The sequence below is a fragment of the Desulfoluna sp. CYM3A genome (genome assembly GCF_056829965.1).
On the sequence record NZ_CP186556.1, the window covers coordinates 5,951,382 to 5,969,922 of the forward strand.

Here is an 18,541-nt window from a genome sequence, read left to right on the forward strand (position 1 = left end):
TTACTTTCCCCCTTTCAGGACTTTGAGTTTGGCAAAGGCGGGGTGCCCGGTGGCCACATCGCAGTCACAGGCTCCCTGGTTGAGGTTTTTCCCGCACTCCCGGCAGAGGCCCTTGCAGGTCGCGTTGCAGATCGGGTTCTGGGGAAGGGCCATGATCACCTCGTCCTGGAGGTTGGCGGAGAGGTCGATGGAATCTCCGCTGAAGGTCTCCCGGGTCAGGGCCTCTTCGGTGAGCTCCACCTCGTCGGCCACTTTGGTCTCGTATGCATGGACCCCTTCTTCCACAAAGCGCAGGTCCACATCGGCGGTGAGGGCTTCGGTGAAGGGTTCGAGGCATCGCCCGCAGGGATGCTCCACGGTGACGGAAACGGTCCCTTTGACCTCCACCTGGCCCCCTTGGGTACGTGCTGAAAGGGCAATGTCAAGGGGGCTCGTGAAGCGAACCTCGCCTTTGCTTTCCAGATCGGAGAGGACGGAAAAACGGGTGGCGGGCTCGCTGGCGGAGAACTCGCTCCAATTTTCTGAAAGAACGGATATATTGAGGATCATGATGATCTCCATGTGTGGCAAGGGTGTTGATGGTTGAGAAGGGCCGCCTGACAAACAAGCGACCGGTTCAATGGCTCATTAGAGCAGAAAGGCGCCTTGTTGTAAATGTCACGGCAGGGTGAATCGTGCCCGGACGGGCACATGGTCGGAGAGGGTGGTGTGCACGGCCGTGGCCGGGCCGTCAAGGCGAAGGCCGCGGTAAAAAATGCGGTCGATGGCCAGCTTGCTGTCGCCCCCGGCGAGGACCACCAGGCGTGAGGTGCCGGTGCGAGCGCCGTGAACCGGTGCCTCGGTGAAGCCGGGGAGGGCCTCGGTGACCACGGCGAGCCGACGGTTGCTCCAGGTGTTGAAGTCCCCGCACACCACGGCCGGTCCCCTGAATGCCTCCACCGCGTCACGGACGGCTGCCATCTGGGCCGAGAGGCCCCGGGCGGATATCTCAAAGTTAAGCCCGTGGAGGGTGATGATCAGGAGCCTGTGGGGCGTGCCGTCTTCACCTGCAATGGGGTAGACCGCCGCCAGCCCCATTTTGGGGGTGATGAACCCCAGTTCACGGGGCCTGACCGCGATGGGACGAGCGGAAAGGGGCGCTACAGGTGCCATGAGGGCCACCCCTGAATCAGCATCGCTCCACCACCAGCGAAAGCTCCGGGCAAAGTGGGCGCCCAGGCCCGAAAGGGCGAGCATCTCCCCGGTGGCTTCCTGAAGGGCCATGATGGGGGAGGTGAGGTTTGTGCTGAGGGTTTCCAGCACCTCGGTGACCTCCTGGCCGGAGCTCTCATTGCCCTTGGCCACGTTCCAGGTAACCACGGTGAACTTTGGGCCCAGCGCTGCAGGGCCCTCGGGATAGGGGGCAGCCTCCTGGAGGTCCTGGAGCAGGGTGCAGGAGGTGAGCAGGAGGAGTACGGCCACAAGGGGGAACATCCGTTTTTTCACAGGGTACCCCCTTGGCCGGAAAAGAAGGCGAGGCTGCAGGCAGGTGCATACGGCAAGGCCCGCCGCCTGCAAGAGGGGCCCCTGTTTTTCTGGGATCAGGCCCGGAAGGACCCCGGCCCCGAGGCCGAAGCCAAACCCCAGCAGGTGGCCGGAGATATCGGAGCCCGGTCCCACACCGGTGAAGGCAAGGATGGCCAGTCCGGCTCCCAGGGGCATCAGGGCCCGCCAGGGCGGGGCATGGGAGAGGAGGCGCTTGAGGGTGCCGCCCGAGGCCAGAAGGCCTGCCGAGGCAAAGACCAGGGTGGAGGCTCCGAAGGAGATGTGCCCCATGCCGGCAAACCAGAAGGCGTTCACCGCGTTGGCCAGGGCCGAGGCCGCCAGCAGGAGAAACCAGCCCACCCCGTCTCCGCAGATCTGGAACACACCCGTGGAAAAAATAATGAGCCCGGCCATGTTGCCCAGCAGGTGGGGCCAGTCCGAATGGAGAAACAGGGCGGTTAAGGTCCGGTACCACTCACCGGCAAGGATTCGCGAGGAGTAGGCGGCATAGAGCTTCACCGGCTCCTGGAGGCTGTCCAGGGGGCCTGTCTTAAGAAAGACGGCCAGGATCACGGCGGCGGCGAAGAAACCGGACCAGGAGGGGGCAAGGGTCCATGTCCGCTCCGGCCGTGGACGGTTCTCCGCGTCGTAAGTGGCGATGAGGGACTCGCAGCGCAGGGCGTCCTCCGGGGCCACCAGAAGGGTCAGGCGCCCGTGCTCGGCATCGATGCGGTGGGCGATTCCTTCGGTGGTCAACAGCAGCTCGATTTCCCTGGCCCTTTGTCGTGTCAGGTGCGTCAGCAGAGGTTCCATGGCGTTCCTGTGGGTTGGGTGAACGGTTTAATGCTGTTTTTATCACAGAAACGGGGGGCAGCGGTAACCTTCTCGGGTACCGCGTTTCGTTATTTTTCTTAAGGCCTGCTTAAATTCAGCCGTTAATGAAGGTATAGATGGCCAAGATCACGGGGGGGCTCGGTTGATCTGTTTGGGCGATACTGCTCGCTTTTGTCAATTGATATGAGGGGTCTGTCTTGAAAAACTGAATTAAGGAGTCGATATAAATATGGGATCATCCCTTGCTGAAGTGATTTCAATCGATCAGGAGAAATGTGTCAACTGTTATGTCTGTATCGCCGCCTGTCCGGTGAAGTTTTGTAATGACGCCTCCGGGGACGGTGTGGTTGTGAATCACGCCATGTGCATCGGGTGTGGAGAGTGTGTGCGGGTCTGCACCCATGACGCCCGCACCGTGTTGGATGATACCCCGGCCTTTTTACGTGACCTGGGGCGGGAGAAGATGGTGGCCGTGGTGGCCCCTGCCGTGGCGTGCGCCTTTCCGGGGCGAACCCTCAACCTCAATGGATGGCTCCGGTCCCGAGGGGTATCTGCGGTGTTTGACGTGAGCTTCGGGGCGGAACTCACCGTCAAGAGCTACCTGGAACACATGAAGGCCGACTCCCCTTCCTGCGTCATCGCCCAGCCCTGCCCGGCCATTGTCAACTTCATCGAGCTTTACGCCCCCGAACTGATTCCCCACCTTGCCCCGGCAGACAGCCCCATGCTCCATGCCATGAAGATGATCAAACGGTTTCACCCGGAACTGGCACACCATAAAATCGTGGTGATCTCTCCCTGCCTTGCCAAAAAGCGCGAGTATGCAGAGGTGGGCATGGGGGATTACAACGTCACCATGAAGGAGCTCTCCGACTTTTTCCAGCGGGAAGGCATTCGCCTGGGGGATTTTCCTGAGGTGGCGTTTGCCAACCCGCCCGCAGAGCGGGCCGTGCTGTTCTCCAGCCCCGGTGGCCTTCTTCGGACGGTGGCGCGCTGGAAGGGCGGGGCCGACACCCGGTCCCGGAAGATCGAAGGACCCACCGTGGTCTATCCGTACCTGAAGACCTTGAAACAGAGCGTTAAAGAGGGGGTGGCCCCCCAGCTGGTGGACTGCCTGAACTGCGACCACGGCTGCAACGGAGGCACGGCGACCCCGGCCCGGGACCTGTCCCCGGACCGCCTGGAGCACGAGGTGGAAAAACGCAGCCGGGCCATGCAGGAGGGCTACCGGAAATCAGGTCCCGGGGCCGAGGCGAGGACGAGAAAGAGCCTGGAGAAGCTCCTGGACGCTTACTGGGAGCCCGGACTCTACACCCGGAGCTACACCGACCGAAGCGCGGACAACATCATCCGCACCCCTTCCGAGGCCGAACTCAAGGCTGTCTACGGGAGCATGGGCAAGCACACCGCAGCGGATCTCTACAATTGTTCGGCCTGCGGCTACAACTCCTGCGAAGGCATGGCCCTGGCCATCTTCAACGGCATCAACAAGCCGGAGCACTGCGCCCACTTTATCATGGATGAGAACCAAAAGCTCATCGACCGCATCAATGCCCGGGCCATGCAGGATGAAGAGATTGCCTCCATCGATCGCTCCACCCGGGATCTTTCCACCAACATGCAGAGCATCTCCGGCAACATTGACGAGCTCAACACCAGCATCGCCGAGATTTCACGGGACGTCCAGCAGAGTAAGTCCGTTGCCGAAGAGGCGTCGCGCAACGTGGACGATTCCGGGGAGGCCTTCAGCGGCCTGCAGGCTGCCAGCCAGGAAATTCCCGACGTCCTTCAGTTTATCAACGACACCGTGGACAACCTCTCCCTGCTGGCCTTAAACGCCAAGATAGAGGCCGCACGGGCCGGGGACGCAGGCAAGGGCTTTGACGTGGTGGCCACCGAGGTCAAGGGCCTGGCCGACTCCACGGCCGGGGCCGTGGTGCGCATCCGCGAGATCACGGAAAAGATCGTCTCCGCCTCCAAGAACGTCAACCAGGCCATGGACGCCCTGCGCGGCTATGTGGCGACCCTGGAAGAGTACCAGGTCTCCATTGCCGCGGCCGTGGAGCAGCAGAGCACCAACACCCACAACGCTTCGGGTCTCCTCCAGGACCTCTCCGGGGCCGTGGCGGACATCCACGCCAACCTCAGCCGTGTTGCCGAAGGGTAAAGGGTCGCGCAGAAAAAATGCCTTCTATGGTTAAAGTCGGCTCAAAAAGCGTGCCTCCGGCGGCGAGGTGTGCCACCTCGAAAGCAGGTTGCGAATGCGATTTCCCCTTCGTTCCTCAGGGAAAATCACATTCGCTATTGATTCAGATTGAACTGAGTCTGTTTTTAAAACCTGTTTGGTAAACCCGTCCTTTACTCAGCGGGGCGCTCTTCCAGGTTTTTGAGGAAATTCATGACCAGGGCGTTGAATGAGGCCGGCTCCTCCACGTTCACCACGTGGTGGGTGCTGGCTTAACCACGAGGGTGGCGTTTTGCATGCGCGCGGCCACCTCTTTTTTGTGGTCCAGGGGGGCGTAGTCGTGCTCGGAGTGGATGAGCAGGGCAGGGCAGGCGATGCGGTGGAGCCGGTCCATGACGCTCCAGTTTTTCAGGGCCCTGAGGCTTGCGAGGTAAGGCCTTCGGGGGTTCTCCGCCCATCTGGCCTCCATGGTGTGCCGAAGGGGTGCCATCTCCGGGGCAGGGAAGACGTGCTTTGCGATGAATTTGCCCACGGCCCCCGGGCCCATGAGGGCTGAGAGGATCAGGCGGCTGTAGTAGAGGTGCTTTCGGGTGAAGGTGTCCACCGGCACCATGCCGCTCATGTTGGCGATGACAATGGATTTGACGAGGTGGGCGTGGTCCAGGGCGAGGTGAAAGGCCACGGCCCCTCCCATGGAGAGCCCCACCACATGGGCCGGTTCCCCGGCGATTTTTTTGAGGAAGGCCGCCACGTCCTTTGCAAACAGGGACATGGCGTAGGGCCCTTTGGGTTTGTCGCTTTTGCCGTGGCCCCGCAGGTCCACGGTGAGGACCCGGAACCGGGGGGCAAAGTGGTCCACCTGATACTCCCAGTCCCTGAGGCTGGAGCCCAGGCCGTGGATCAGGAGGAGGGGAGGGCCGTCCCCGTGGGATTGGTAGTGCATGGAAATGCCGTTGACGATGGTCTGTGGCATGGCGGGATCTCCCTTGCGGGAACAGCCCCCGGCGAGAAGCCGGGGGCTTTTTTTATGGGGACGCTACATAATGGTGTTTCCGTTGATGGTGACGTGTCCCTCTTTGATGGTGGCCTTGGTGCGATAGTAGTTTTCGTCGGAGACGAGGAGCCCCTGGTCCATGAGCTGCATGAGCTGGCCCAGGTCCATAAAGGTGTTGAGGAACGCCTTGGGAAGGGAGGCCTCGAACTCGGCGTCCACGGCCTGGATGAGCATGGTCATGGAGGGGAGGTTGGCGGCCTGCTCCCCGATGATCTCAGCATAGCCGGTGGCGGTGAGGGTTTCGTCTTTTCCGGTGCCCAGGCTCAGGGTGGCCAGGGTGAGCTTGGGATCACGTTTGAGGATCTCGGGAAGCAGTTCCATCAGCTTGCCCATGATCATCATGCCGTACATATCGGAGTTCATGCTGCCGGAGGCCGCGACATCGTTTATGGTCTCCCGGAGGGTGTCCATGGATGCTTTGTCCAGGTTGTCCAGCATGATTTCGAGCTTGGCCGGGGCAAAGCTCAGGTCGTTGTTGGTCAGGTTGTCGAAGCCGGTTTCAAAGGTGGAGTTGTAGACCTCTTCGGCCTCCTTGCTCATGGCCGCCACATAGGCCTTGTCCAGGTTGAAGCGGATGTTGGACTCCGTACTGGTAAAGGCGATGCGGTCGATGTCGTATCGTGCGTTGGTGTCGCCGCCCGCCTTGGCAGCGGACAGGAGAATCTTGTCCACGATGAAGGTTTCGGTCTCATTTTCCTTGATGGTAAAGGAGGGCATCTCCGCCTCAAAGTCGAAGTCCTTGGAGGCCCAGTTGTACGTGCCGTTTCCGTTGAGTCCGGCAAAGTCGATGGTCGCGGGTTTGCTGGCGGACTCAAAGGCCTTGGCATAGGCTGCGATGCTGTAGACGCTGGAGATGGTCTTGTCGAAGCCGATGTGGCTTTCCATCTCAAAGGAGGGGATCTCCCGGACGTTGGCCATGGTCTTTTCATCCACCTCCTCGGCAACGGGCTCAAGCCAGGCGGAGGAACGGTCCAGGGCCAGGCCGAAGGGGGAACCGGAAGAAAGAGCTGACCAGAATACGGGCCCGTGGGTGACCTCGCTCTTGAAGCGGATCGTTACAGGAAGGGCCAGGTCTTCCCCCATGGCCTTGAGGATGATGTCCCCGGTGATGACAGAAGAGAACCAGCCCCTCTGGTAGTCCAGGTCCTTGATGTCCATGGATGGGTTATTCATCAGGGACTCATCGGTAAGCTGGGTGTAGAAGGTTTCGACCTGTTTGCCGATGTACCATGGGGCGCCCATCAGAAGAACGAGAACAAGAAGGATAATGCCGCCGAGTACTTTTTTCATAAAATCTCCGTGAGATATGTGTCAGGGTTTCGGGATTGAAATAACTGCAAAAACAATGATGGTCAACATATCAGCAATTGATTGGGAGTAAAATAAAAAAGGGCGACGGAAGCGTAAAAGTGGTTGAATATGCGCTACAATGGCGGTGCCCGGTGCGATTAGGCCCGACGCCTCTTGAAGGCCATGGTGCCCATGCCCGAGAGGATCTTCCAGACCGTCTTGTAGACGTTTTCATGGGGCCTGGGCTCCTGGCCCATGCCCAGGTAGCGCAGCTGGTTTTCGTACCAGGTGATCTCCAGCATGGTGATGCGGTCCAAAAGCTTGACGCCGGTGGTCAGGCGCCGGACCGTGCTGGTGACCGTGTTCCCGTTAAGCACCTTGCCCGGTAGCTCGGGGTCCACCACCAGGGGACGGGCAAGGCCCACCATGGCAACGGCTGTTTCGGAAAGGGCCGTCTTCATCATCTCGTCGGATCGAAAGCCGCCGGTGAGGACCAGGGGCGCTGTGACGGTCCGGGCCGCCTGGTCGGCAAACTCAAGGAAGTAGGGGCTTCCCTCTTTTTTTCTCCCGCCCATCATGGCCGGTGCCTCGTAGTTTCCCCCGGAGACCTCCACCAGGTCGATGCCCTCCGCGTCCAGGGCGCGGATCACCACAAGGGCCTCCTCCTCGGTGAATCCGTTTTGCTTGAAATCCGATGAATTGATCTTGATGCCCACGGGAAACTCAGGGCCTACCTCCCGCCGGATGGCCCGGTAGGTCTCCAGGACAAAGCGCATGCGCCCGGTGATGTCTCCGCCCCAGCGGTCGGTGCGGTGGTTGTACAGGGGCGAGAGGAACTGGCTGACCAGGTAGCCGTGGGCTCCGTGGATCTGGACCCCGGTAAAACCGGCACGCTTGACGGTCTCAGCGGCTTTGGCAAATCGGTGAATGATCTCCAGGATCTCCGCGTCGGTGAGGGCCCGCGGGGTGTTGAAGGCCCGCTTGAGGTCCGATGCGTAGGGGATGGCCGAAGGCGCCACAGGTTCCGGGGAGAGAAAGGGGGACTGGCGACCCGGATATACGTGCACCCCAGATGTGGGCTCCGTTTGCCTTGCCGCACTCGGCCCATCGGGACAGGGCTTCCAGGTGGCGGTCGTCTTCAATTACCACATTGTTGGGCTCCCCCAGGGCTCGCCTGTCCACCATGACGTTTCCGGTGACCAGAAGACCGGTGCCTCCCCGGGCCCATCGGCTGTAGAGGCGATGAAGCTCCGGTGTGGGGCCGTGGCCACGGTCTCCCATGATTTCGCTCATGGCGGATTTGACGATGCGGTTTTTCAGAACAGCTCCGCACGGGAGGGTGAGGGGGGCGGCCAGGGGGTTGGGTTCCGTCTTCATGGGGTCTCCCTTGATTCAAAATGGATGGGTGGGGATTGCGTTCTGACGAAACGTAAGCCCGAAATCGTGGAATGCAAGTGGGAGAGGTGGTGGGGTTCCCCTTGGTGTGGCTTCAGGAACCCGCGAATATCGGCGCTTTCGCTTTTTTTGAATGCACGGTACAATAAGCGAGAATTTTTTCTTCACAATCAGGCGGTTGGTCCAGCGGTCACCCATGCCGGGGCTCCTGCGCACTGCCGCCGACGGCTGTCGGTGACCCTCCCAACTCTTCTTTTTCGGGAGGTCTCCATGAGCCACGCTCACCATCACCATGCCCCCAGCGGAAGCCGCCTGGGGGCCACCATCGCCATTAACGTCGTCATCACCGTTGCCCAGGTGGCGGGGGGCCTTCTCTCGGGCAGCCTGGCCCTTCTCTCCGACGCCCTCCACAACGCCAGCGACGTGGTGGCCCTCATCATCAGTGCCATCGCCGAAAAACTCATCACCCGAACCTCTACCCCGGAGAAAACCTTTGGGTACCGGCGCGCCGGGGTGGTGGCCGCCATGATCAACAGCGTCACCCTCATGGCCATTGCCCTGCTCCTTATCAAGGAGGCCGTGGTTCGCCTTATTCATCCGGTGGCCGTGTCCGCTGGACCGGTGATCCTCCTGGCGATCCTGAGCATTGCCCTCAACGGGCTCTGTGTCCTTTTGTTAAAGGAAGAAGCCGAGGGCAGCCTCAACATCCGCTCCGCCTCCCTGCACCTTTTTACGGACATGATCACCTCCGTGGCCGTTCTGGCAGGGGGCGTTGCCGTGGCCGTGTTCGGGGTGCACCGCCTGGACAGCCTGCTCTCCGTGGGCATCGCCCTGTACCTGATCTACGCCTCCTGGGGCCTGGTAATGCAGAGCCTGGCCGTGCTCATGCAGTTTTCCCCGCCTTCCGTGGACGTTTCAACGGTGGAAGCGGCCATGCTCGAAGAGGAGGCGGTGCGCAACATCCATCATCTCCATGTCTGGCAGCTCACCGACACCGACATCCACCTGGAGGCCCATGTGGACTTCCATGAAGACCTCCCCTTGAGTCGGGTGAACACCATCCTTGCCGCCATGGAAGAGCGCCTGCGCCAAAGGTTTCACATTGCCCATGTCCTGTTGCAGCCCGAGCTGGAGGTCTGCGACGACAAATCCCTCATCGCCGATGCGTCCTGCAGGCGCGATCCCCATGATCATTAAATACCTCTGCACCCCGGCGTCTTGACTTCTATGGTTATAGTGCATGGAAAAGCCTGCCTCCGGCGGCGAGGTGTGCCACCTCGAAAGCAGGTTACGAATGCGTTTTCCCCTTCGTTCCTCAGGGAAAAACACATTCGTCTTTGATTCAAATTGAACTGGATTGATTTTTAAAACCTGTTTATCAAACTTTTCAAAAGTTTGGCCCCCGGCAGGGCCGCCGGAGGCTTTTTTACAGGTACTCGCTGCAAAGCAAAACGGGCGACACCATCGGTAGTGATGGGTCGCCCGTTTTGCACATCTCAGGGGAGGAAGTCCGAAGGCGCCCCGTTCAGGGGGTGGGCGCCTTCGGGGCTGGGGTCAGGATTTATTGATGCTGAGAATGTATTTCACGATGCCGAGGGTCACATAGCCCGCTGCAAGGACGTTGATGGCAAGGGATGTGTAGATAATGGCTTCAAGCATGGGTCACCCTCCTTTAGATAGACTCCGGTTGAAAGTTTCGGGACGGTGTCGTGTTCTTTGTCATCTGGTGCACCACGACCATGGTGAGGATGTTGGCGGCCATGCCCACGATGTTGGAGGGCAGGCCCAGGGGATCGCCGAGAACCTTGGGGCCCCAGACAAAGGCCGTTAAAAGGCCCACCACCACAGCCGGGGCGCCGACGTAAGGGGAGATGCCTTTCTTCCAGAAGAGGGCCACGAGCAGGGTCGGGATCACGGCGGGAGCCCAGAGGTTGTAGACGTAGATCATCAGCTCGAAGATCTTGGGGAAGGCCAGGGCAATGCCCACGCCGCCGACACCGATGACGATGGTGATCTTCTTGGTCCAGGAGAGGAGCTCCTGCTGGCTGGCTTTGGGGTTGATGAACTCGTTGTAGATGTCCCGGGTGAAGATAACCGCTGCGGTGTTGATGCCGAGGATCGCCTGTGGGCATCACCCACCGCCAGCAGGGCGCCGAAGACAAGGCCGGAGATGCCCGGGGGCAGGGTCTCCCGGATCAGGGTGGTGAGAGCCAGGTCGGGCCTTACATCGGGCTGGATTACCAGGGAACACACGCCGATGACCAGGGTGGTGACAAGGAAGAACATGTAGTAGCCGCCGAAGATGGTGACCCCCCACTTGCTGTCCTTGGGGGAGGCGCCGGTGGCGTAGCGCTGGATGAAGTAGGGCGCGGCCATCTCACCGAACATGAAGGTGAGGAAAAAGGCGAAGATCTTGGTGGTGCTCCAGTCCGAGCGAAAGAAGTCCACCTTGTCGGCAAACTCGGGGCCCATGGCGATGACGGTCTGCACCGCTTCGTTGATGCCCCCCACCTGGTTCAGGGAGAGGAAGGCGCAGAGGGTGATGCCCAGGGCCAGGACCACAAACTGGATGGCGTCGGTGAGGATAACGGCCAGCATGCCGCCTGCCCAGGTGTAGGCGATGGTGATCACTGAGGAGATGACGGCCGCCGGGATCAGGGGAATACCGGTGACGGTCTGGAGGATCCGGCCCATGGCCAGGATCTGTACCCCGAACAGGGCGATGACAAATGCAAAGGCCACGATGCTTGATGCCAGGCGGCCGCTTCGGCCGAAGCTCCTGCCGAACAGGTCGCCCACCGTGTAGACGTTGGCGCCGGCCTCACGCACCTTCGGGGCGATGTAGAGCCCGCTTAAAACCTGGCCCAGGGCCATGCCCGAGATGCCCATGAGGACGATGATGCCCTGTTTGTGGACAAAGGCGATACGCCCGATGGTGGAACCGCCGCCGCAGAGGGTGGCAGCAACGGTTGCAAAGAGGATGGCCATGGGGATGGAACGGCCGGCTACGGAGTAGTCGTCAAAATCTTTGATGTTTTTCATGGAAAAGACGCCGATGCCGAGTACCAGTGCGAAATACCCGAAGATCAGTATCATGTCCAACGTGGATACTGCCATACTTCCTCTACCTCCTACGTAGATTCGATGAAAGAGACGGGCGCGGCCTTAAATAAGGCCGTGCGGGTGAACTCTCATCAAAGCGACAGACACCTCGGTTTCCCTGGTGGGGGCCGGAGAAGATGATGATGGTTCGGTCTGTACGGCAGGCGCCGTTGCCTGGGTTGAACCGCGGGTCGGGCCATCATCAATGTTCAAAAGTGTACGCCATTTGTCGCTTCGATTTCCAGAACAATATCTGATATATCTGATTTCTGTCAATGGGAAATATTCATTATGTGATCTTGTTATCATTATATGATAAAAATGTGGCTGGCGGGATCGTTTTTCAAATGCATTGATTTTTCTTGAACTTTGAAAAACTGTGGCGTATACACTTGGTCATAATATGAACTTTTCTCATAATATGATTTATCGGAGGTCGCATGTCAGACATCAAACGCCACGGCACCCCCACCGGCGGGGGGCTTCCCATCTCCAAGGCAGTGGAGGCCGACGGCTGGCTCTATGTCAGCGGTCAGGTCCCGCGAAACGAAAAGGGTGAGCTGCTGGCCGGCAGCATGAAAGCAGAGGCGGAACTCGCTTTTGACAACATGGTGAAGGTCCTTGAAACCGCCGGATACACCCTGGACAACGTGGTCCGGGTAGGGGTGTGGATCGACGATCCCAGGGATTTCCCCGAGTTCAACAAGGTGTTCGCCGCCCGATTCTCACCTGCCCACGCACCGGCGCGGGTCACCATCCAGTCCTCCATGATGTGCGACTGCAAGGTGGAAGTGGACTGCATCGCCTTTAAGGCGTCCTAACCAGGCCATCATCGGAGTACAGGATCGCCAAGAGACGATGATATTAGGAAACAGATCGAAAAAATCGGCGGATCGCAGGCAGGTGGATGTGCTCGTCATCGGCGGCGGGGTCACCGGCGCCGGCGTTGGGTTCGGCCTGGCGAAAAAAGGCGTCCGCGTGTGCGTCATCGACGACACCCCGGTGGTGGACCGCGCCTCCCGCAGCAACATGGGCCTTATCTGGGTGCAATCCAAGGCCCTGGGGATCCCCGAGTACATGCGCTGGGGCTTTAACTCCTCCCGCCATTTCCCCGGGCTCATCGCCGAACTCGAAGAGACCTCGGGCATCCACATCCCCTACAACCCCACCGGCGGCCTCATCCCTGTGTCGGAGAAGGAGACCGGAGGGCCGAGTACATCGAAGGGCTTCGCAAAGAGGCGGGGGACTTTGGCTACAACGGCACCATGATCAGCCGGTCCGAGCTGGAAAAACTGCTCCCGAAGATCACCTTTGGCGACCAGGTGTGCGGCGCTGCCTGGTGCGAAGAGGATGGTTTTCTGGAGCCCCTTAAGATGATGTTTGCCATGCGCAAGGCCATGGTGAATTTGGGGGGAACCTTCCTTCCCGAATGCCGCGCCCATACGATCCGGCGCGAGGGCTCCGGCTACCTTGTCACCACCAGCCGGGGAGAGATCGCCTGCGACAAGCTGGTTCTGGCCGGTGGCCTGAGCAACCGGCAGCTGGGGGCCTGGTTTGACCTCAAGGTGCCCGTGACCCCGGACCGCGCCCAGGATCTCCTCACCGAGCGGGTGAAGGACAACGTGCTGCCCATTCCCATCCTGGGGCTTACCCAGACCCCCGGGGGGACCATCATGGTGGGCTACAAGCATGAGTACGTGGGCACGGACACCGGCTTTACCCCCGAGGCCGTGGCCTCGGAAGGGCGGTGGGCCGTGTCTGTCTGGCCCGACCTGGCAAAGCTCCGCGTGATCCGGTGCTGGAGCTGCCTGCGAATTGCTGAATGTCCATGACACTCCCCATCTACGACACCGTGCCCGGTCACGACAACGTCTTTGTTTTCAACTGTCACAGCGCCGTGACCCTCTCCGGGATCCACGTGGCAACCCTCCCCGACTACGTGCTCGGCAACGGGCTGCCCGAGGACGGCAAGATTTTCAGCCTTTCACGGTTCAACAAGACCGGGGCCAAGTGAGGAAACCATGAGCAAGAAACCAGCCAAGGCGGAGCAGACCGTCACCATCACCGTGGACGGTGAATCCATGACGGTTCCGGAAGGCATCTCCGTTGCCGCCGCTGTCCTGGGACACTCCCACGACAGGCACACCTGCAAGAACAGCGTAACCAACGAGCCCAGGGCCCCCTACTGCATGATGGGTGTCTGCTTTGAGTGCATGATGGAGATCGACGGCAGGCCCAACCAGCAGTCCTGCGTTACCATCGTCCAAGAGGGAATGACCGTCCGGCGTGAACCGGCGGAGCGGGAGGGGAAATGATCCAGCAGCAGTGGGACCTTGTCGTTCTGGGGCCCAGACCGCGGGACTCTCCGCCGCCGCAGCCGCAGCGGAGTGCGGCCTGGAGGTGGTGCTCCTGGACGAGCAGGCCTTTGCAGGCGGCCAGATTTACCGCTCCGTGGACGCCCCCGGAGCCAAGGGGCGCTTTCTCCAGAAGGAGGACCGGGCCGAAGGGCTTCGGATTCTAAGGCGCTTTCAAAAGAGCGGGGCGGCCTACGAACCCCGCAGCACCGTATGGTTTGCAGAACCCGGACGCGTCCTGGCCACCCGGGACGCCCAGACCCGGGAGTACAAGACCCAAAATATTGTTGTGGCCACCGGGGCCATGGAGCGCCCCGTGCCCTTTAGCGGATGGACCCTGCCCGGGGTCATGGCCGCCGGTGCCGCCGATATCCTCTACAAAAGCGCCTCGGTGGTGCCCAAAGGCCCCATCGTGGTGGCAGGGAACGGGCCCCTGATTCCCCTGATCACCAACCATCTCCTGGAGCTGGGAGCCGACATTGCCACTGTGGTAGACACCACCCCCAAGGCCAACATCATGAAAGCCGCTCCCCATATGCCCATGGCCCTCCGGGACATCCCCTTTCTCTTCAAAGGGCTCAAGATGGTGGCCAAGATGACCCGAAGCCGCGTGCCCATCTATCGGAACGGCTCGGATATCACCGCCTTTGGCAAGGATCGCCTGGAGCGGGTGAGCTTTGCCGTGGACGGCACCCCCCGCAGCGTGAGCGCCGCCATCCTCCTGGTCCATGAAGGGATCCTGCCCCGCACCCACATGAGCCGGGCCCTGGGCCTCGACCACGCCTGGAACCCGGTGCAGCGCTACTGGTACCCGGTGTGCGATGAAAACGGGAAAAGCAGCCGGGAAGGCATCTACGTGGCCGGGGACGGGGTCTTTGTCCACGGCGCCGCCGCAGCCGCGGCCAAAGGCGAGCTGGCAGGTATCGATGTGGCCCGCTCCCTTCGGGTGCTCACCGATGAAGACGCCAAACGAAAGCGCACCCGCCCGCGCAAGGTGCTGAGCAAGGCCCTGGCCCCGCGAAAGTTTGTGGATGGCTGGTTCGCTCCCCGCAAAGACCTCTACGAGGTGGACGACGATGTCCTGGTCTGCCGCTGCGAAGGGGTTACGGCCTCGGCCATCCGCGAGGCCGTCAAAGAGGGGTGCCACGAGGTCAACGACATCAAGGTCAGGACACGCTGCGGCATGGGCCCCTGCCAGGGACGCATGTGCGGCCCGGCCCTGGCCGAGATCGCGGCAAACGCCCTGGAACGCGAGGTCCCCGACGTGGGCTCCCTGCGTATCCGCCCCCCCATGCGCCCGGTCCTCTTCGGCGAGATCTGTGGCCTCGGGGGCGGGGACTAAGGAAAAACGAAAAAGCAAAAGCGTGCCTCCAGCAGCCAGGAGGGATCGTCCCTGCACCCCAGGGGCGCGAATGCTCAGGGCTCGTTCCTCGCCCTTCACATTCGCTGACGGGCTTCGCCCGTGATGATTTTGATGTGGGGGTGCACGTGCAAGTCAGGGATCGCAATCCGGTCCCTGTTTCGCTTATCGCAGGGCATCGTCATACGGATCCTTTGGCGAAAAAGCATTCCCGAATCTGGGGCACACAGGCAAAACCAGATAATCTTCAAGGCACGGCAACGTATCCAGGTATTTCAAAGCCTGTGCGACACCCCGTGTCAGCCGTCAACTTAGTATATCGGGCGAAGCCCGAGCCGAAGGCCCTTGCGGTTTGGCCCGAGGAACGAGGGCGAAACCGCAAGGGCAATGAGCTTTCGACGTGGCTCACCTCGCCGCCGGAGGCATGCTTTTCGAACATAGCAAGGAGGGATGATGATTTTAAAGGGCGGTCTTCTCCATACGGACACCCCCATTGGTGTGCTGTGTCTGGAGTCTTATTTTCCCAAGCCCCCGGGGCATTTGAGGAATCCGGTGACCTTTGATTTTCCGGTCACCTACAAGGTGTTGCGCGGGATCGATGTGCCCACGCTTCTTTTCAACCCCACCCCGGAGCTGGTGGCCCCCTTTATCGAGGCGGCCAGGGCGCTGGAGCGGGAGGGGGCCATGGCCATCACGGGCAGTTGCGGGTTTCTTGCCCGGTTTCAGAAGGAGCTCACCGAGGCGGTGAGAATTCCGGTCCTTGTCTCCAGCCTTATCCAGATTCCCATGGTGCGGACGCTCCACGGGCCGGATGCCGTCATCGGGGTGCTTACAGCCAGCAGGGATGCCCTGACCCCCATGCATTTTGCCCAGGTGGGGGGAGACATCAACGACGTGGTCATCAAAGGCATGGAAGGCTGCCCCGAGTTCTGGGAGACCATCATCGAGGCCAGGCGCACCGACTTTGACATGGACCGACTGGAGGCTGAGATCTGCGGAGCGGCTGAGGCTCTGATGGCAGAGCACAATCTTGACGCCCTGGTGCTGGAGTGCACCGACCTTTCCGCCTTTGCCCGGAGCATTCAGGAGCGCATCGGCTGCCCGGTCTACGACATCGACGGCCTCATCGAGTACGCTCGCTACGCCGTGAAACGCAAGAGGTACCACGGGCTGTAATGGCCTGACGTGATTTCCATGGGAAGGCCCGTCATGTGAACGATGCCTCCGGCGGCTCTGCCGTGACCGTCAAAAAAATCGAGAACGCTCGACCGAAACGGAGCGCCGCACTCCGGTGCGGCATTTTAGTCCGTCGTTACCCGTGCCGCACCGGAGTGCGGCGCTCCAGGGGGCAAGGGTGTTCCGGGGGGGGATGTAAATCCGTCGATGCTTTAAACAATGATCAGGGCGACGTTTGTTTGAAGGGCAAATCGCAATGGCAATATGCTTTCAATGTGGCACGCCTTGCTGCCGGAGTTATTCCGGTTAAAGTCAAGTGAATCACAAATGCCCTTCATCGTGTCTTCAGAAAAATGAAATGGGTCTCTCCTGCCAAAACGGCTGCCACATGTCATACACCACGCGAATGCCCCGAAACCATTTGCAGGATGTCTGCACCCATGCATTCGCCATGGGGTTTCCAGGTGCCCCCACCTGGCCGCCGGAGGCCTTTTTTTCCACCCACTTTAACCATATCAGGCCACTTTCCGGCGCATTGACGAACCCCTGTTGACCCTTGAAAGGGGAGCTGGTAGATTCACCCCATTATGATTAAAGGAGCTCAAAGCGCATACCGGATCCTCAACATCCTCACCCTTATCGTGGAGGAGAGCGAGGAGACCGTTTCACCCCGGGAGATCAGCGAACGGCTGGGCATTCCAGCCCCCACCGTGCACCGGCTTCTCTCGGTCCTCAAGGAGTGCCGGTTCGTCTCCTGCGACCCCGCCACCAAGGGGTACCGGGTGGGTGACGAGTGCATTATCCGACCCAATTTCGACCGCGACCAGCGGATTCTCTCCCGGTTCTCCCCCCTGGCCCACGAAGCGGCCCAAACCTTCGGGTACACCACATCCCTCTATTCCCGGGACAACGACGACTGCACCTGCGTGGAGCGCGTGGAAGGGACTCACAATATCCAGGTGTTCTCCAGCCGGGTGGGGGAACGACGCCCCCTGGGGCTCGGCTCCTGTACCTTAGGCATTTTGTCTGTTCTCCCCGTTGAGGAAGGGGACGCCATCCTGGCCCGCAACGAGCCCGAGCTCAAGGAGCGGATGGTGGGAAGCTGGGATACCCTGAAACTCTTCCTCGAGATCTCCCGCAACCGCGGCTACGGCTACGCCTACGACCTGGCCGTGGACGGGGCCGTGGGCCTTGCCTTTCCCCTGTGCTCCGGTGGCGAGGTGGTGGGCTCCGTCACCGTGGATGCCTTGAAGGGCGCCGAGTGGGACAACAAACTCGACGACATGGTCGCCTTCTTTCGAACCCGCCTCAACCAGCCTGCAAAAAAATAAAAACGCCTCCGGCGGCAAGGTGAGCCACCTTGAAAGCTGGTTGCCGCCGCGCTTTACCCCTCGTTCCTCGGGTTAAATCGCAGCGGCATTCACGTAGGATTTCTGTCTGAGCCCTAAATGTAACTGCTCAGTTGGCCTCCGACGGCTCTGCCGGAGGCTAGACCAGAAAGCCTCGCATCGTGCTTTTTTGAAGAATGAATGCGATATGTGCGAGACGGTTGCCCAATGTCACACGTCACGCGAATGCTCCGAAAACGCATGTATAACGACAGCCTCCATGCATTCGCCATAGGGTTTCAAGGTGGCCCGCCTTCCCGCCGGAGGCAGTCTTTTGGGGCTGGAATGGCTCCCCATTTGTCTATGTTTTTTGCTATTATCCGTCCCGTGCCTTACCATGTCTGCCAGTGGAGGTTTTCAGGGGCCCATTTCTCTTTGGGTTTGGGGTTGCCTGACGGGGTCCCTAAGGGGATGACGTTGAGGGGGACGATGTGGTCGGGCAGGTTCAGGATGTCGCTTACGGCGTCCATGCGTTCCTGCAGGGGGTAGACGCCGGTCCAGACCGCTCCCAGCCCTTTCATTTCACAGGCGAGAAGGATGTTCTGGGTGGCGGCGGAGCAGTCCTGGACCCAGAAGGGTTCCTCCACCCCCTCAAACGCTTTGGAGAGATCACCGCAGACCACAATGGCTGCGGGAGCCCCTTTGACAAACCCTGCGTAGGGGAGCACGGCGCCGAGTCGCGCCAGCACCTCGGGGTCATCCACGGCCACAAAGGCCCAGGGCTGTTTGTTGCCGGCGGTGGGGGCGGCCATGCCGGCCTTGATGAGTTGCGTTAACGTCTCCCTTGATACGGTTTCTTCTGTAAATTTCCTGACGCTTTTGCGTTGATAAAAGATGTTGAAGGGATCCATGTGCTGTCTCCTGATAAAAAAAGGTGGG

The 18,541-nt window shown here is 60.5% G+C and carries 19 protein-coding genes; 10 read left to right on the plus strand and 9 right to left on the minus strand.

All coding sequences use genetic code 11. The features are described from left to right. A complete protein-coding gene (locus ACOYW1_RS29945) occupies positions 1 to 549 on the minus strand; it encodes a YceD family protein (RefSeq protein ID WP_482414413.1) in 549 nt (182 codons plus the stop codon). Positions 550 to 657: 108 nt separating this feature from the next. Beyond that, positions 658 to 2,337 (minus strand): rhomboid family intramembrane serine protease, encoded by a 1,680-nt coding sequence (locus ACOYW1_RS29950; protein ID WP_482420843.1) that lies wholly within the window; start codon positions 2,335 to 2,337, stop codon positions 658 to 660. Positions 2,338 to 2,587: 250 nt separating this feature from the next. Between ACOYW1_RS29950 and ACOYW1_RS29955 the strand changes: the two genes are divergently transcribed. Further along, positions 2,588 to 4,525, plus strand: a complete 1,938-nt coding sequence (locus ACOYW1_RS29955; protein ID WP_482420844.1) for a [Fe-Fe] hydrogenase large subunit C-terminal domain-containing protein — start codon at positions 2,588 to 2,590, stop codon at positions 4,523 to 4,525. A 268-nt stretch (positions 4,526 to 4,793) separates the two neighbouring features. On the opposite strand, the gene ACOYW1_RS29960 is transcribed toward ACOYW1_RS29955, so the two are convergent. From ACOYW1_RS29960 to ACOYW1_RS29975, 4 genes are all read right to left on the minus strand, one after another. After that, positions 4,794 to 5,516 (minus strand): alpha/beta fold hydrolase, encoded by a 723-nt coding sequence (locus tag ACOYW1_RS29960; protein WP_482420845.1) that lies wholly within the window; start codon positions 5,514 to 5,516, stop codon positions 4,794 to 4,796. Positions 5,517 to 5,579: 63 nt separating this feature from the next. After that, entirely contained in the window at positions 5,580 to 6,887 is a 1,308-nt protein-coding gene (locus ACOYW1_RS29965) for a DUF945 family protein (RefSeq protein ID WP_482420846.1), read from the minus strand. Between the two features lie 158 nt (positions 6,888 to 7,045). Beyond that, positions 7,046 to 7,906: an oxidoreductase gene (locus ACOYW1_RS29970; RefSeq protein WP_482420847.1), complete on the minus strand. Its 861-nt coding sequence runs from the start codon at positions 7,904 to 7,906 to the stop codon at positions 7,046 to 7,048. Next, on the minus strand, positions 7,791 to 8,264 hold the full coding sequence (locus tag ACOYW1_RS29975) for a beta/alpha barrel domain-containing protein (RefSeq protein WP_482420848.1): 474 nt from the start codon (positions 8,262 to 8,264) through the stop codon (positions 7,791 to 7,793). The genes ACOYW1_RS29970 and ACOYW1_RS29975 overlap by 116 nt, the downstream gene beginning before the upstream one ends. 288 nt (positions 8,265 to 8,552) lie before the next feature. Here ACOYW1_RS29975 and ACOYW1_RS29980 point away from each other — a divergent pair, with 288 nt between their 5' ends. Next, positions 8,553 to 9,479: a cation diffusion facilitator family transporter gene (locus tag ACOYW1_RS29980; RefSeq protein WP_482420849.1), complete on the plus strand. Its 927-nt coding sequence runs from the start codon at positions 8,553 to 8,555 to the stop codon at positions 9,477 to 9,479. 475 nt (positions 9,480 to 9,954) lie between these two features. Here the strand turns inward: ACOYW1_RS29980 and ACOYW1_RS29985 are convergent, their stop codons facing one another. After that, positions 9,955 to 10,344 carry a hypothetical protein gene (locus ACOYW1_RS29985; protein WP_482423853.1) on the minus strand — a complete coding sequence of 130 codons (390 nt, stop codon included), beginning with the start codon at positions 10,342 to 10,344 and terminating at the stop codon, positions 9,955 to 9,957. After that, positions 10,230 to 11,399, minus strand: a complete 1,170-nt coding sequence (locus tag ACOYW1_RS29990; protein ID WP_482420850.1) for a sodium:solute symporter family protein — start codon at positions 11,397 to 11,399, stop codon at positions 10,230 to 10,232. The genes ACOYW1_RS29985 and ACOYW1_RS29990 overlap by 115 nt, the downstream gene beginning before the upstream one ends. Before the next feature lie 425 nt (positions 11,400 to 11,824). On the opposite strand from ACOYW1_RS29990, the gene ACOYW1_RS29995 reads away from it, so the two are divergent. The 8 genes from ACOYW1_RS29995 (at position 11,825) to ACOYW1_RS30030 (ending at position 17,605) form a co-directional block, all read left to right on the plus strand. Beyond that, positions 11,825 to 12,205, plus strand: a complete 381-nt coding sequence (locus tag ACOYW1_RS29995; protein ID WP_180137486.1) for a RidA family protein — start codon at positions 11,825 to 11,827, stop codon at positions 12,203 to 12,205. A gap of 37 nt (positions 12,206 to 12,242) precedes the next feature. After that, the gene (locus ACOYW1_RS30000; RefSeq protein ID WP_482420851.1) at positions 12,243 to 12,653 is read left to right on the plus strand and encodes an FAD-dependent oxidoreductase; all 411 of its coding nucleotides are present in this window, start codon (positions 12,243 to 12,245) and stop codon (positions 12,651 to 12,653) included. Next, positions 12,650 to 13,216 (plus strand): NAD(P)/FAD-dependent oxidoreductase, encoded by a 567-nt coding sequence (locus ACOYW1_RS30005; protein WP_482420852.1) that lies wholly within the window; start codon positions 12,650 to 12,652, stop codon positions 13,214 to 13,216. Before ACOYW1_RS30000 ends, ACOYW1_RS30005 begins: the two co-directional genes overlap by 4 nt. After that, the gene (locus ACOYW1_RS30010) at positions 13,213 to 13,398 is read left to right on the plus strand and encodes a hypothetical protein (RefSeq protein WP_482420853.1); all 186 of its coding nucleotides are present in this window, start codon (positions 13,213 to 13,215) and stop codon (positions 13,396 to 13,398) included. The genes ACOYW1_RS30005 and ACOYW1_RS30010 overlap by 4 nt, the downstream gene beginning before the upstream one ends. Positions 13,399 to 13,405: 7 nt before the next feature. After that, a complete protein-coding gene (locus ACOYW1_RS30015; protein ID WP_482414423.1) occupies positions 13,406 to 13,699 on the plus strand; it encodes a (2Fe-2S)-binding protein in 294 nt (97 codons plus the stop codon). 10 nt (positions 13,700 to 13,709) lie between these two features. Beyond that, positions 13,710 to 15,080 (plus strand): FAD-dependent oxidoreductase, encoded by a 1,371-nt coding sequence (locus tag ACOYW1_RS30020; protein ID WP_482420854.1) that lies wholly within the window; start codon positions 13,710 to 13,712, stop codon positions 15,078 to 15,080. 468 nt (positions 15,081 to 15,548) lie between these two features. Next, positions 15,549 to 16,274 (plus strand): aspartate/glutamate racemase family protein, encoded by a 726-nt coding sequence (locus ACOYW1_RS30025; protein WP_482420855.1) that lies wholly within the window; start codon positions 15,549 to 15,551, stop codon positions 16,272 to 16,274. Between the two features lie 587 nt (positions 16,275 to 16,861). After that, the gene (locus ACOYW1_RS30030; protein WP_482414425.1) at positions 16,862 to 17,605 is read left to right on the plus strand and encodes an IclR family transcriptional regulator; all 744 of its coding nucleotides are present in this window, start codon (positions 16,862 to 16,864) and stop codon (positions 17,603 to 17,605) included. A gap of 389 nt (positions 17,606 to 17,994) precedes the next feature. On the opposite strand, the gene ACOYW1_RS30035 is transcribed toward ACOYW1_RS30030, so the two are convergent. After that, positions 17,995 to 18,513: a nitroreductase family protein gene (locus ACOYW1_RS30035; protein ID WP_482420856.1), complete on the minus strand. Its 519-nt coding sequence runs from the start codon at positions 18,511 to 18,513 to the stop codon at positions 17,995 to 17,997. Between the last annotated feature and the right edge of the window lie 28 nt (positions 18,514 to 18,541).